The following is a 13,137-nucleotide window of genomic DNA, read 5'->3' on the forward strand; positions in this document are numbered from 1 at the left end:
CCGGCGTGGCGGAACTGGTAGACGCGCTGGACTCAAAATCCTGTGCCCGCGAGGGCGTGCCGGTTCGATTCCGGCCGCCGGTATACTAAAGAGCACCAAGAACGATTTCGTTCTTGGTGCTCTTTTTTTGTTTGAAAAAAATTAGTGCTCAAATTTCACTTTTCTAACATCTTTGATGGTACAGAGAATCATCTTTTTTTGTAATATAAGGATACTTTATTCATTATTTTTATGCTATCTGTTATGATGATGGTGTAAATATCGAATGTTTTCTTTTGATGTAAGCGTTTGGATGTTCGAGTAAATTCTATTGATTATATGTATAGTCCGTTCAATTTATCACCCAAAAAGGAGAGGATAATATGTCAACAAAATCTACTTTTTCAAAAGCCGAAATTAGGAAAAACAACCCTCTATTTTCGCCATTACGTGTGGTAGTAGAAACAACTATGTATGGGAACAATATTAATGAAGTGGGAACGATTGAAGAAGCATACTTACTGGCTAAAGAATCAATGCATACTGTTGTAACAGATTTATTAGTTAAACATCCAGAAAAATTAGGTTTACCATTTGGAGCGAAAGTTCTGGTTGAGAATGGCGGAGCTGTAGTAGGGCGTACAGCCGCAGCAAAGCGTATTCTAGGAGAAAATCCTGAAGAAGATGCTAAATTGGCTCCAATCATTCGAGAAGCTATTTATCAAGGTGAAAATAACATGCGCTATAAAGGAACAGCCTATGTTGGTTTAGATCCTGAATTTATGGTGAAAGCTCATTTGAGTGTACCTGTTGGCCAAGAAAACAACTTATATTCTTGGTTATTAAATTTTCAAATTTGTAATGAATTGTACGACGAAATGTATCTCGAATCAAGACCAATAAACGAAGGCGATATCTTTATTTATCAAGATCCAGAATGGCACCATCCGGATTATCCGATGGGACTGGCTTATTTTGATTCAAAGCATAACACAGCGGTCATTTTAGGCATGAATTATTTTGGAGAGTTAAAGAAAGCAACGTTAACACTTGCTTGGGGTACAGCTCACCGATTAGGATACGTTGCATGTCATGGTGGACAAAAAAAATTCACCTTATCTAATGGAAAAAATTATGTTTCAGCATTCTTTGGACTATCCGGATCAGGAAAGTCTACATTAACACATGCTAAACATGAACATAAATATGAAGTGGAAGTTTTGCATGATGATGCATTCATTATTTCCTTAAAAAATGGTTCATCTATTGCATTAGAACCCGCTTATTTTGATAAAACACAAGATTACCCTTCGGACCATGTTGAAGTTGATTATTTTGTGACGGTACAAAATGTAGCTGTCACGCTAGATGAAAATGGCGATAAAGTTTTACTGACAGAAGATTTACGTAATGGTAACGGTAGAACTATAAAATCACGTTACTCTACTTCAAATCGTGTAGATAAATTTGATGAACCCATAGATGCGATTTATTGGATTATGAAAGATGACAGTTTGCCACCTGTAATCAAAGTAACTGACCCGATACTTGCTGCAACATTTGGCGCTACTCTAGCTACGAAACGTTCCACAGCTGAACGTTTGAAAAAAGGAATCGATGTCAATAAACTTGTGATTGAACCGTATGCAAATCCATTTCGTATTTATCCGCTTGAAGAAGACTATCATCATTTTAAAGCATTATTTACTGACCAAAATATTGATTGTTATATTTTAAATACAGGCTATTTTGGAGAAAAAAAGGTAACTGCAACGGTCACGTTAAGCAGTATTGAATCAATCGTTGAGGAAACAGCAGAATTTAAACCTTTTGGAACCCTAAATGATTTGAGTTACCTAGTGGTTGATGGATATGAGCCCGAATTTGACGATCAAGAGTATCATCAGTTGGTTCAAGAACGTCTAAACATGCGAGTAGCTTATATTCAAGAACAAAAGGAAAAAAATCAAATGAATGTTTTACCAGACGAAGCATTAGAAGTCATGCAAGCATTGATTGAATAAAAAGATAGCACTTGCATTAAAGGTCAGTTGTTTTATTTGTTTTACCTAATCCTTTTCATTTACTAGAAAGGAGTATGCAAAAATGGAAGAACATACGGTTGAAATTACGGAAACCGTTTTGAGAGATGCTCATCAAAGTTTGATGGCTACAAGAATGTCGACGCAAGAAATGTTGCCTATTATTGAAAAAATGGATCAGGTCGGGTACTATTCACTGGAATGCTGGGGAGGAGCTACTTTTGATGCTGCGATTCGTTTTCTAAATGAAGATCCATGGGAAAGGTTAAGAGCCATCAAAGAAAGAGCACCGCATACAAAGTTACAAATGCTGTTAAGAGGCCAGAATCTATTGGGATATCGACATTATGCAGATGATATTGTAGAAAAGTTTGTTGAAAAAGCTAGTGAAAATGGCATAGATATTTTTAGGATTTTTGATGCATTAAATGATTCTAGAAATTTGGAAGCATCTTTAAAGGCAGTAAAAAAATATGGAAAACATGCCCAATTGACCATTTGTTATACTATAAGCGAAGTACACACAATAGAGTATTATACTCAGCTAGCTCAAGAGTTGGAAAAAATGGGCGCAGATTCGATTTGTATAAAAGACATGGCTGGTATATTAACACCATTTGTGGCAAAGGAACTTGTGCACGCGCTGAAAAGCGTTCTTACTGTACCGCTTAGTTTGCACACTCATGCTACGAGCGGTGTTTCGCAAATGACGTATTTAATGGCTGTTGAAGCTGGTGTAGATATGATTGACACTGCTATTTCACCTTTTTCAGAGGGAACTAGTCAACCGCCTACTGAATCAATGGCTATTGCATTAAATGAAGGATTTGCAGCAACAAAATTAAATCTCCAACTGTTGGAGGAAATTGCTGATTATTTTAAACCTATTCGAGATAAGTATCTAGCTAATCAGCAATTGGATCCAAAAATGATGACTGTAGACCCGAAAGCACTGTTGTATCAAGTTCCTGGAGGGATGTTATCAAATCTGTATTCACAATTAAAACAAGCCAATGCGACTGAAAAATATGAAGCTGTCTTGAAGGAAGTCCCGCAAGTTCGCAAAGATTTAGGATATCCACCATTGGTAACGCCTATGAGTCAAATGGTGGGCACGCAAGCGGTCTTTAACGTCCTAGCGGGAGAGCGTTACAAGATGGTTCCAAATGAAATCAAAGAGTATTTACATGGTTCATATGGACGTCCGCCAATGCCAATCAGCGATGATTTTAGAAAGAAAATTATTCATAATGAACCAGTTATCACGGATCGACCAGCTGATCACCTTCAACCAGAATTTGAACGTTTGAAAAAAGAGATAGGAAAGAGTGCTAAAACGGATGAAGACGTATTAACATTTGCATTATTTCCACAAGTTGGAAAAGAGTTTCTAATCAAAAAATACTTGACCCAAAAAGCTGATCAAAAACAAGAGACCATAGATGAAGAACAAACAATTAGAATATCTGGCTATCTTTAAAAAATGAGGTGAGGAAATGGAAAGTTTTTCTTATTTGGATATAGTTGTGGTTGCCGTTGTTGGATTTTTAGTCTTATTTGTACTGCTTATTGGATGGCAATTGTTTCGTCAGCTGATTCAATTGCGATCAAATCAACATAAAGTCAATCATCAAACAGAAACATCTGTCCAAACAAACAAAGATGTCCCAACACTTGATGATAAGGATGAAGATGAAGAAACAAAAATAATTGCAGTTTTAATGGCATTGATTCTAGCCAATGAAGATCGACAAGATAGGAGCTATCAAGTAACAAAAATTGAGCGAATTCGATAAAGGGAGTGCGCTGATGAAAAATTATGAGATAACAGTAAATGGCAGAGTATATCAGGTTTCAGTAAAGGAAATTGAAAGGAAACAGGATAAAAATATAGAAAATGAACCTGCAAGCTCTGCCAAAAACAACACGAGTCAATTGGATGGAGTAATGATTACATCTCCTATGCCAGGAAGGATTTTGTCTGTTAAGGTACAAAAAAATCAATCCGTAAAAGCTGGAGAAACAGTCTGTTTATTAGAAGCAATGAAGATGGAGAATGAAATTGTAGCGCCAGTTGATGGTGTCGTCTCACAAATAAAGGCTCAATCTAATCAATCGGTAGAAGCTGGAGAAGTTTTAATCTTGATTACTCCAAATTAAGGATAAATTATTTCCGTTTCAAATTCCTAGTGAGGGAGGAGATTTTTTGAGTACTTTTTTTTCTGGCTTACTCTCCATTTCAATTGGACAAATCATTATGATGGTCATTGGGGCATGTTTAATGTACCTAGGCATTAAGAAAAAATACGAACCGACTTTGCTGGTTCCTATGGGAATTGGAACACTGTTGGTTAATTTTCCACAATCTGGCTTGATTACTCAACTAGTAAATAATCAAGAACAAGAGGGCATTCTCAATGTTTTGTTTGATTTTGGTATTGCGACAGAGGTATTTCCGTTGTTGATTTTTATTGGGATTGGAGCGATGATCGACTTTGGACCATTGCTGCAAAAACCGATTTTATTGCTATTTGGAGCTTCTGCTCAATTTGGGATCTTCTTTACTATTTTAGTTGCGATTATTTTTGGTTTTGATATTTTAGAAGCTGCTTCGATCGGCATTATCGGCGCGGCAGATGGACCTACCTCTATTTTTGTAGCATTGCAATTAGCCCCACAATTATTAGGTCCTATTACCATAGCCGCGTATTCTTATATGGCTTTGGTGCCTATCATCCAACCATTAGCGATTAAAGCTGTAACAACAAAGAAAGAACGGTTGATACGGATGCACTACACCTCATCATCTATCTCAAAAACAGTTCGTATTCTTTTTCCTATTGTTGTTATCATTGTATCCGGATTTATAGCGCCAGTTTCTTTACCATTAGTTGGGTTTTTAATGTTTGGAAACTTGCTAAGCGAATGTGGGGTCTTAGATCGATTAAGTCATACTGCTCAAAATGAGTTAGTAAACATTGTTAGTATCTTACTAGGTTTAACCATTTCAGTTAAAATGACGGCAGAATTATTTTTAACTGTAGATTCGTTATTAATCATTGGATTTGGTTTGATTGCATTTATTATGGATACCGTTGCTGGGGTACTATTTGCCAAATTTATTAATCTGTTTCGTAAAGAAAAAATTAACCCTATGATCGGCGCGGCTGGTATTTCTGCATTTCCAATGTCTGCTCGAGTCATCCAAAAAATGGCTCAAGAAGAAGACAAAGAAAATTTTGTCTTGATGCATGCGGCAGGAGCAAATGTTTCAGGACAGATTGCTTCGGTAATTGCCGGAGGTCTATTACTAGCTTACTTTTCATAAAGTTTTAAGAAGAGAGTGGTGAAAAGATGTTTGATATTGACTATACAGCCTTACAACAAGGTTTGGAATTAATGGGGTATGGAATGTTTGGTATTTTTATGGTATTAGGGATTCTTTTCTTAGCTTGTACGGGTTTAGTCAAATGGTTTTCCAATAAGAATTGAGGAAAGCAATACAGAGTTCATCTCGAACTTTGTTTTGCTTTCTTAATTGTTCTTCGCTATACTTTTTTAGAAGAGTAAAAGCGAAAGGAGACAAAGATATGAAACAGTCAGCAGAAGAGTTAAAAAAATATTATGATTACTTAAAAATAAGTTATGACAAATATGTAGCGCATCCTTTGAATTTAAATATAAAAAGAGGCATACCGAGTAAGGAACAATTACAATTATCAGAACCAATGTTGGACGTATTTTCTTCCTCATCAGATTTTATGAGTCAAGGCAACGTAGATATTCGCAATTATGGAGAATTAACTGGTATTTTTGAAGCTAAAAAGTTGTTTTCTGAACTTTTAGAAACCGACTTGGATGAGATTTTGATTGGAGGAAACTCTAGTTTAAGTTTAATGCACTTAGCAATCACTTCTCATCTATTTTCCAGAAAGAAAGAGCATCTTTCTAACGAAACAATTAAGTTTTTATGTCCCAGCCCAGGATATGATCGTCATTTTTCAATGACAGAAAACTTAGGCATTGAAATGATATCGATCGAATTAAAAGAAGATGGACCTGATATGGATGAAGTAGAAAGACTTGTAAAGAATGATGCTGCTATAAAAGGAATTTGGTGTGTTCCTACTTATAGTAATCCAACAGGTATAACCTACTCAGATGAAGTGGTTGACCGCTTAGCTAATATGAAGACAGCAGCAGAGGATTTCATGGTTCTTTGGGACAATGCCTATCTTGTGCATCATTTGACGAAAGATAAACATTCAGCTAAAAATCTATTAACTGCTTGTAAAGCTGCCGGGAATCCAAATCGTGCATGGATGTTTTGTTCAACATCAAAAATCACTTTTCCAGGTGCTGGTGTATCAGCTTTAGGAGCCAGTAAACGTAATATTGACATAGTGGCAAAAGAACTTTCTTTTCAAACTATTGGATTTGATAAAATCAATCAAATGCGTCATGTGAAGTTTTTAAAAAATAAAAACCACATTTCTGAACATATGGAAAACCATGCACATATTTTAAAACCAAAATTTGATTTGATCAATCAGAAATTAACCATTTATTTTGCGGATAAAAACTATGTAAAGTGGACAGAACCAAAAGGCGGTTATTTTGTTCATTTAACTACCAAAGTTGGATGTGCAACTGATATCGTCCATGCATTAGCTGAAATTGGTGTTGCCGTAACAGAAGCAGGTGCAACCTATCCATACGGTAATAATCCTAAAGATAACAGCATTCGCTTGGCACCAACACCGGTATCATTAGAGGATTTAGATGCAGCAATGGATGCCATTTGTTTATGTATTGAATTTGTTAGTTTGAAAAAAGAATTATCTTTGTAAAAAAGGAAACAATAAAGGGTAACTTTTGTTATATTGATTCTAAAAATGTAGAATGATAGTAGAGGTAAATGAAGTCTAAATTTTTTTAATAGGTAGCTTCAATTTTAGTTTTATCACAGAAAGGAAGATGACAGATGTCAAAAGGAACATTTTTATTTGGAGCAGCAATAGGAGGAGCGGCAGCATATGTAGCAGCTTACTTATTCGCACCTAAATCTGGAGAAGAGTATCAGTTAGAGCTGAGAGATAAAGCAGAAACGCTTAAAGAATCTTCTAGCGATTACATGTCGATTGCTAAAGAACGTGGCGGAGATTTTAAAGCCATTGCAACAGATGCAGCAGTTGGTTTGAAAACAGATATGCAATTGGTCTCAAAACAATTAGCAGAACAACTTAAAATGGACTCTCAAATTCTAAAGGCAGATTTGAAAGATGTTAAGAATGGCGTACCCGGAAGCAAAGAAAATTTAAAAGCTAATTTAAGTGAGGCTGTAAACGAAGCAAAATATACTGCAGTAAGTTTGAAAGATCAAGTTAGTCAAACAACTTCAGAAGCAAAAGATATTTCAAAAGCGGTTGTGGATGAAGCAAAAATGGAAATTGATGAAACTAAAGCTGAAAATAATCCAGTAGATACTTTTTAAAGAATGGCATATAAAAAGATAAGACACTTGTGATAGGAAAAGCTCATCACAAGTGTCTTGTTTTTTTATTGTCGAGTGCCATCTTTTTTATAAATAATGACTTCAGAGTCTTTATTTGCAGCAATTTCTTTAGCTCGATTTACGGCATCGGTTTTTTTATCAAATGTATCACTGGCTCGTTTGGCTTCTTTTGTTTTGACCGACCAATGATCGTCTTCATAAAAAACTTCAACAGGATTATCTAATAACTTGGGATTAGCACTTGAAGTATCGTGCTGATCATTTTTTTTAGGGTTGTTTTCTTTATCAAAAGCTTCTTTTTCGTCTTTAGAAGCATCTTCCATCCACGATTTAGCTTGCGAGATCGCAATTGGAATCGCACGGTCATCTTCATATCCATTAGCTAAAAGAGCATTAGCAATTTCAATTGTTTTTTTTCGTAACAGTGGGTCAAAATTTTTTAATGAAGCAGGGTAGTCATTCATATCCCATGGCATAAAAATTAGCCTCCTTTTAAATGTTTGTTTAAGTCTGTTATACCACTCTTCGATTAATCAAACAAATAAAAAGATTGAATGACTATTTTTATAGTAATTATGAAATAATCGGTTAATAATGGTATATTGTTAGATGGGTATTTAAACATTGTACTGGATAAGAAGGTAAATACTATCTTACATGAAAGAAGGCTATATATGAAGAAAATAGAAGCAGCTGCATTGTTTATGAAAGAAAATAGCGAGATGTTCCAGTGTCCAATTTGTGAAGAAGCATTTAGTGATATGAATGGAAATAGTTTAAGTTGTATAAATGGACATCTTTTTGATATTTCAAAAAAAGGTACACTTTATTTCTTATTAAAAGGAACAAAAAATGAGTATGACAAAGAAATGTTGTCTTCACGATTTAACATTGCAACTGCAGGCTTATTTCATCCCTTATTAGATGAACTTTATCTAAGCATTGCTGAAAAAGAAAATGGACATACTTTAGATGTTGGCTGTGGAGAAGGTTCTCAACTAGATTATTTAACAGAGTTAGGGTTAAAAGGCCAAAAAATTGGCTTTGATATCTCTAAAGATGCTATTCAATTAGCAGCTACTCATTTTTCTAGTGCCTTTTGGTGTGTTGCGGATTTAGCACAATCACCGTTTGCTACACAACAGTACGATACGATATTAAATATTTTTTCACCTTCAAATTACAAAGAATTTGATCGTCTTTTAAAAAAAGGCGGCCAAGTGATTAAAGTGGTTCCTGAAAAAGAGTATTTGATTGAATTAAGACAATTGCTTTACCGTGATCAAGAAGAAAAGCAAACTTACTCGAATGAGGTCGTGATTGCGAAATTTAAAGAACATTTTCCATCAATGGAAATAAAAAAAATCAAGTATTCATTTGATTTAACGCCATCATTATTTGCAGACCTAATGAAGATGACACCATTAAGTTGGGGCGCAAGTCCAGAGTCTAAAGAATATGCCATGGATCATCCATTAAAAAAAGTCACCATTGATGTTTGTGTCTTAATTGGACAAAAATAAGTGCATTGTGAACGAATTGTGAACTTTTGTGCTAATATATACCGTTTTCATGAATAATCTCAGCCGCAGACACTTGCAACAATACCACAGCGATGTTATATTACCTATAAGTTCTTAAACGTCATTCGTTTTTATCAGGAATCCATCAGATTTTGATAAAAGTTAATGAATTGTAATAGGCTTAACTAACGTATCGTTTCGCAGTGCTGGACACCGAAGCGATGCGTTTTTTTGTGCTCTTTTTTACCTCGTTGGTCTATCTTTTAGTGTAGTTGAATTTTTACGAAAGATTTTTTGTCTTTAAAGTGAAAATACGCTAAAATAGACGAGAAGATTGAGTTTATGGGAGTGAATCTTATGGTTGGGGAAGCAACTTCATTAAAAGAAAAAATTATTGAAGAAAGTAAACGAATTGGAATAGATAAAATTGGATTTACAACCGCCGATCCATTTGATGAACTAGAAGAAAAATTAGAGAAGCAGCAAGAACTTGGGCATCATTCTGGTTTTGAACATAAAGTCATCAAAGAACGGATCTACCCAGAGTTGATATTTAAAAATCCTCGTTCGATTATTTCGATTGCTTTAGCTTATCCTACAAAAATGGATGCTCCACCGCCTCGGGTGAAGGGAGAACGCCGTGGAGAATTTGCACGAGCTTCTTGGGGAACCGATTATCATGATATCTTACGGGGAAAAATGGATCAATTGATTGCATATATCCGTAGTGAAGCGGGAGAAGTAGCTACGTATAAACCCATGGTTGACACCGGAGAACTAGTAGATGTAGCTGTTGCGCAGCGAGCAGGTTTAGGTTTTATCGGAAAAAATGGTTTACTGATCACCGAAGAATTTGGTTCCTATGTTTACTTAGCAGAAATTATTACGAACCTTGATTTTTCAGCAGATACTCCTGTCCCTTTTGGATGCGGAGATTGTACGCGTTGTGTGGATGCTTGCCCTACCGGAGCGTTACTGGGTGATGGACGAATCAATGCTAAACAATGTCTCTCATACCAAACCCAGACAAAAGGGATGATGGAAGAACAATTCAGACGGAAAATGGGGCATGTTATTTATGGATGTGACATTTGTCAAATTGTCTGTCCTTATAATAAAGGGAAAAATGCTCTTTTTCATCCTGAGATGGAACCAGATCCTGAGAGTGTTATGCCAAAGCTCAAACCATTGCTGACCATCAGTAATCGTGATTTTAAAGAACGATTTGGTCATATGTCCGGTTCGTGGCGTGGGAAAAAACCACTGCAACGTAATGCCATTATTGCATTAGGAAACTACCGAGACAAATCGGCTTTACCAGATTTATTGCGCTGCATTGATGAAGATGTTCGACCTGTGATCCGAGGAACAGCAGCTTGGTCAATAGCAAAAATCGTTTCTGCTAGAGATGAATTGGTCATTGAATTTCTAGAAGAGGCATTAACAAAAGAAGAAGACAAAGAAGCCTATTATGAAATACAACAGGCTATTGAGACGATTAAAAGTAAAAGAGAGAAAAAAAGATAATTTATTTGAAAGTTATTTTAGGAGGAACTTGATTAACATGGCAAACCATATTGCTTTATTTGAACCGCAGATACCTGCAAATACAGGAAACATAGCTCGAACATGTGCAGCAACAAATACACATTTGCATTTGATCGAACCTTTAGGATTTCAAACGGATGATAAACATCTAAAAAGAGCCGGATTGGATTATTGGAACGAAGTCCATATCACGTACCATAAAAATTTAGCAGCATTTATGGAAGTCGCACAAAATGGTCAGTTGCATTTGATCACAAAATTTGGTCATCGTGTCTATAGTGACGTTGATTATGCAACTACTGAAGGCGATCATTATTTTCTTTTTGGCAAAGAAACAACTGGTTTACCAGAAGAATTTATGCGCGAACACGAAGAGGATTGTTTGCGTATTCCAATGAACGACGAGCACGTACGTTCATTGAATTTATCCAATACAGCAGCTATCTTAATCTATGAAGCTCTTCGTCAGCAAGATTTCAAAGGGATGGAATTAGCTCATCATTATGATAACGACAAACTGGATTAATGATAACCTTAAGGATCAAATTTATTTGATCCTTATTTGTTGAATAAATGACAATGATTATCCTAAAGGTAAAGCTTTTCTTAATATTGCTTAAATAGGACAATGTAGTTTGATAATCTTTTTTGCAAGAATTATAATGAATAAGAATGCATCCCTATAAGTTAAGGAGAGGTTTAATTTATGCCAAGATTTAAAACTGATGACCCCATTGTTATTGTTGGAGCAGCACGTACACCAATTGGTGCTTATTTAGGAGGATTAAAAACGGTTCCTACAGGAGAGCTAGGAGCAATTGCGCTCAAAGAGGCCATTAAACGTGCTGGACTGACGAATGAAGAGATAGATGAAGTCATTGCTGGACAAGCAATGGGAACACAAGAGGAAAGCAATATTGGGCGTGTCATAGGATTGAAGGCGGGCTTGAGACAACAATCAACGGGAATGACGGTAAATCGCATTTGTGGTTCAGGTATTCAATCCGCTATTTCAGCAGCGCAAGAATTGATGACAATGGATGTTGATTTTATTGCTGCTGGTGGAGTAGAAAGTTTGTCTCGCTCAGAATATTATTTGCCACTTGAATCGAGATGGGAAGGCTTTAAAGCCGGAAACTTTAATATTATTGATGCAAACTTAGCACTTCATATGCATGCTCAACCCAATGCTGAATACCCTGAAGTTCATCACATGGGAGATACTGCAGAAAAAATTGCTGAAAAGTATACAATTACTAGAGAAGAACAAGATGCTTATGCGATGGATAGTCAACGCAAAGCCGCACAAGCCAGTGAAAGCGGACGTCTTGCTCAAGAGATTATTTCAGTTGAAGTTAAAGGACGCAAAGGCAACATAACTGTCATTGATGCAGATGAACACCCTAGGCCAGGAACAAATATGGAGAGCTTAGCTAGGTTAAAACCGGCTTTTCGTAAAGATGGCAAGGGTACGATCACTGCAGGGAATGCTTCTGGATTAAATGATGGGGCAGCTTTTGAGATTTTTACTAAAGCTTCTATTGCTAAAGAGCGCGGACTAGATGTAATGGCTAAAATCGTTGATTTTGCAATAGCTGGGTGTGACCCAAATGTAATGGGATTGGGCCCTGTTTATGCGATCAATAAAGTTTTGGCTCAAAATGATTTGAAACTTGAAGATATCGATATTTTAGAAATCAATGAAGCTTTTGCCGCTCAAATACTGGGTTGTATGAAAGAATTAGGCATTGAATCTGGTTCAAAAGTGTACAATCGATTGAATCCAAATGGTGGAGCTGTAGCGTTAGGTCATCCTTTGGGAATGTCTGGGGCCCGTATCATTACTTCACTTTGTTATGAATTTAAAAACCATCCTGAAAAAAAATATGCCATTGCATCAGCTTGCATTGGCGGCGGTCAAGGAATCGCTTTATTATTAGAGAATGGATCTGTTTAAAGATGAATGAAAAAAGACTTGTAAAAAGATGTCGCGAATCATTAGTGGTTCAAACACATAGCATCTTCCCAAATCAATTGAACAATCACGGAACATTATTTGGAGGAGAGCTTATGAGTATGCTGGATGTCGCAGCTTCGATTGCCGTGACCAGGCATGCTCGTACACAATCCGTAACAGCTTCAACGGATTCAGTAGATTTTTTGCATCCAATTCAACGAAATGATGCTATTACTATTGAAGCCTATGTTTCAGGTGTTGGAAAATCATCTGTAGAAGTTTTTTGTAAAGTTATCGGAGAGAATTTACTTACCGGAGAACAATATTTAGCGGTCACAGCTTTTTTAACATTTGTGGCCTTTAAAACCGATAAAAGTAAAGCGATTGTACCTTTGATCGAACCTGAAACTGAAGAAGAATCATTTATCTGCAATGGGTACGAAGAGCGGAATAAAAATCGCTTTATTAAAAGAGAATTCAACAAACAATTTGCTCAAAAGATTACATTAACGAACTCTTGGATGGATGAAGATTAAAAAATAAACAAACAAAAGGGATCAAGACAAAATAAAA

At 36.1% G+C, this 13,137-nt stretch carries 14 protein-coding genes and 1 tRNA gene; 14 read left to right on the forward strand and 1 reads right to left on the reverse strand.

The features are described from left to right. The 9 genes from ABS911_RS01705 to ABS911_RS01745 all read left to right on the forward strand — a co-directional run bounded on the left by ABS911_RS01705 (position 1) and on the right by ABS911_RS01745 (position 7,515). Positions 1-83, forward strand: a tRNA-Leu gene (locus ABS911_RS01705). A 279-nt stretch (positions 84-362) separates the two neighbouring features. Next, positions 363-2,003 carry a phosphoenolpyruvate carboxykinase (ATP) gene (locus ABS911_RS01710; protein ID WP_350465999.1) on the forward strand — a complete coding sequence of 547 codons (1,641 nt, stop codon included), beginning with the start codon at positions 363-365 and terminating at the stop codon, positions 2,001-2,003. Between the two features lie 82 nt (positions 2,004-2,085). Then, entirely contained in the window at positions 2,086-3,501 is a 1,416-nt protein-coding gene (locus tag ABS911_RS01715; protein WP_350466000.1) for an oxaloacetate decarboxylase subunit alpha, read from the forward strand. A gap of 16 nt (positions 3,502-3,517) precedes the next feature. Beyond that, positions 3,518-3,817 carry an oxaloacetate decarboxylase gene (locus tag ABS911_RS01720; protein ID WP_350466001.1) on the forward strand — a complete coding sequence of 100 codons (300 nt, stop codon included), beginning with the start codon at positions 3,518-3,520 and terminating at the stop codon, positions 3,815-3,817. A 13-nt stretch (positions 3,818-3,830) separates the two neighbouring features. Beyond that, positions 3,831-4,181 carry a biotin/lipoyl-containing protein gene (locus ABS911_RS01725; RefSeq protein ID WP_350466002.1) on the forward strand — a complete coding sequence of 117 codons (351 nt, stop codon included), beginning with the start codon at positions 3,831-3,833 and terminating at the stop codon, positions 4,179-4,181. 46 nt (positions 4,182-4,227) lie between these two features. Next, the gene (locus tag ABS911_RS01730) at positions 4,228-5,349 is read left to right on the forward strand and encodes a sodium ion-translocating decarboxylase subunit beta (RefSeq protein WP_350466003.1); all 1,122 of its coding nucleotides are present in this window, start codon (positions 4,228-4,230) and stop codon (positions 5,347-5,349) included. A gap of 26 nt (positions 5,350-5,375) precedes the next feature. Next, positions 5,376-5,513, forward strand: a complete 138-nt coding sequence (locus tag ABS911_RS01735) for an OadG-related small transporter subunit (protein ID WP_350466004.1) — start codon at positions 5,376-5,378, stop codon at positions 5,511-5,513. 98 nt (positions 5,514-5,611) lie between these two features. Beyond that, positions 5,612-6,871, forward strand: coding sequence for an aspartate aminotransferase type Ic (locus tag ABS911_RS01740; protein ID WP_350466005.1), 1,260 nt, complete (start codon positions 5,612-5,614; stop codon positions 6,869-6,871). A 134-nt stretch (positions 6,872-7,005) separates the two neighbouring features. Then, positions 7,006-7,515, forward strand: a complete 510-nt coding sequence (locus ABS911_RS01745; protein WP_350466006.1) for a YtxH domain-containing protein — start codon at positions 7,006-7,008, stop codon at positions 7,513-7,515. Positions 7,516-7,580: 65 nt separating this feature from the next. Here the strand turns inward: ABS911_RS01745 and ABS911_RS01750 are convergent, their stop codons facing one another. Continuing rightward, positions 7,581-8,012, reverse strand: a complete 432-nt coding sequence (locus tag ABS911_RS01750) for a DUF2188 domain-containing protein (protein ID WP_350466007.1) — start codon at positions 8,010-8,012, stop codon at positions 7,581-7,583. A 198-nt stretch (positions 8,013-8,210) separates the two neighbouring features. On the opposite strand from ABS911_RS01750, the gene ABS911_RS01755 reads away from it, so the two are divergent. From ABS911_RS01755 to ABS911_RS01775, 5 genes are all read left to right on the forward strand, one after another. Beyond that, positions 8,211-9,059, forward strand: coding sequence for a methyltransferase domain-containing protein (locus tag ABS911_RS01755; protein WP_350466008.1), 849 nt, complete (start codon positions 8,211-8,213; stop codon positions 9,057-9,059). Between the two features lie 357 nt (positions 9,060-9,416). Beyond that, positions 9,417-10,586, forward strand: coding sequence for a tRNA epoxyqueuosine(34) reductase QueG (queG, locus tag ABS911_RS01760; protein WP_350466009.1), 1,170 nt, complete (start codon positions 9,417-9,419; stop codon positions 10,584-10,586). A 37-nt stretch (positions 10,587-10,623) separates the two neighbouring features. After that, positions 10,624-11,133 (forward strand): tRNA (uridine(34)/cytosine(34)/5-carboxymethylaminomethyluridine(34)-2'-O)-methyltransferase TrmL, encoded by a 510-nt coding sequence (gene trmL, locus ABS911_RS01765; protein WP_350466010.1) that lies wholly within the window; start codon positions 10,624-10,626, stop codon positions 11,131-11,133. A gap of 180 nt (positions 11,134-11,313) precedes the next feature. Then, positions 11,314-12,564 (forward strand): thiolase family protein, encoded by a 1,251-nt coding sequence (locus ABS911_RS01770; protein ID WP_350466011.1) that lies wholly within the window; start codon positions 11,314-11,316, stop codon positions 12,562-12,564. A 2-nt stretch (positions 12,565-12,566) separates the two neighbouring features. Then, positions 12,567-13,100: an acyl-CoA thioesterase gene (locus ABS911_RS01775; protein ID WP_350466012.1), complete on the forward strand. Its 534-nt coding sequence runs from the start codon at positions 12,567-12,569 to the stop codon at positions 13,098-13,100. The last annotated feature ends 37 nt before the right edge of the window (positions 13,101-13,137 follow it).

It is taken from the genome of Carnobacterium sp., from assembly GCF_040274425.1.

Bases quoted from the DNA above. Each gene is read 5' to 3' on its own strand.
- ABS911_RS01715 (WP_350466000.1), top strand. From the start codon at position 2,086: ATGGAAGAACATACGGTTGAAATTACGGAAACCGTTTTGAGAGATGCT.
- ABS911_RS01775 (WP_350466012.1), top strand. From the start codon at position 12,567: ATGAATGAAAAAAGACTTGTAAAAAGATGTCGCGAATCATTAGTGGTT.
- queG (WP_350466009.1), top strand. From the start codon at position 9,417: ATGGTTGGGGAAGCAACTTCATTAAAAGAAAAAATTATTGAAGAAAGT.
- ABS911_RS01735 (WP_350466004.1), top strand. From the start codon at position 5,376: ATGTTTGATATTGACTATACAGCCTTACAACAAGGTTTGGAATTAATG.
- ABS911_RS01770 (WP_350466011.1), top strand. From the start codon at position 11,314: ATGCCAAGATTTAAAACTGATGACCCCATTGTTATTGTTGGAGCAGCA.
- ABS911_RS01750 (WP_350466007.1), bottom strand. From the start codon at position 8,012: ATGCCATGGGATATGAATGACTACCCTGCTTCATTAAAAAATTTTGAC.
- ABS911_RS01755 (WP_350466008.1), top strand. From the start codon at position 8,211: ATGAAGAAAATAGAAGCAGCTGCATTGTTTATGAAAGAAAATAGCGAG.
- ABS911_RS01710 (WP_350465999.1), top strand. From the start codon at position 363: ATGTCAACAAAATCTACTTTTTCAAAAGCCGAAATTAGGAAAAACAAC.
- trmL (WP_350466010.1), top strand. From the start codon at position 10,624: ATGGCAAACCATATTGCTTTATTTGAACCGCAGATACCTGCAAATACA.
- ABS911_RS01740 (WP_350466005.1), top strand. From the start codon at position 5,612: ATGAAACAGTCAGCAGAAGAGTTAAAAAAATATTATGATTACTTAAAA.
- ABS911_RS01745 (WP_350466006.1), top strand. From the start codon at position 7,006: ATGTCAAAAGGAACATTTTTATTTGGAGCAGCAATAGGAGGAGCGGCA.
- ABS911_RS01725 (WP_350466002.1), top strand. From the start codon at position 3,831: ATGAAAAATTATGAGATAACAGTAAATGGCAGAGTATATCAGGTTTCA.
- ABS911_RS01720 (WP_350466001.1), top strand. From the start codon at position 3,518: ATGGAAAGTTTTTCTTATTTGGATATAGTTGTGGTTGCCGTTGTTGGA.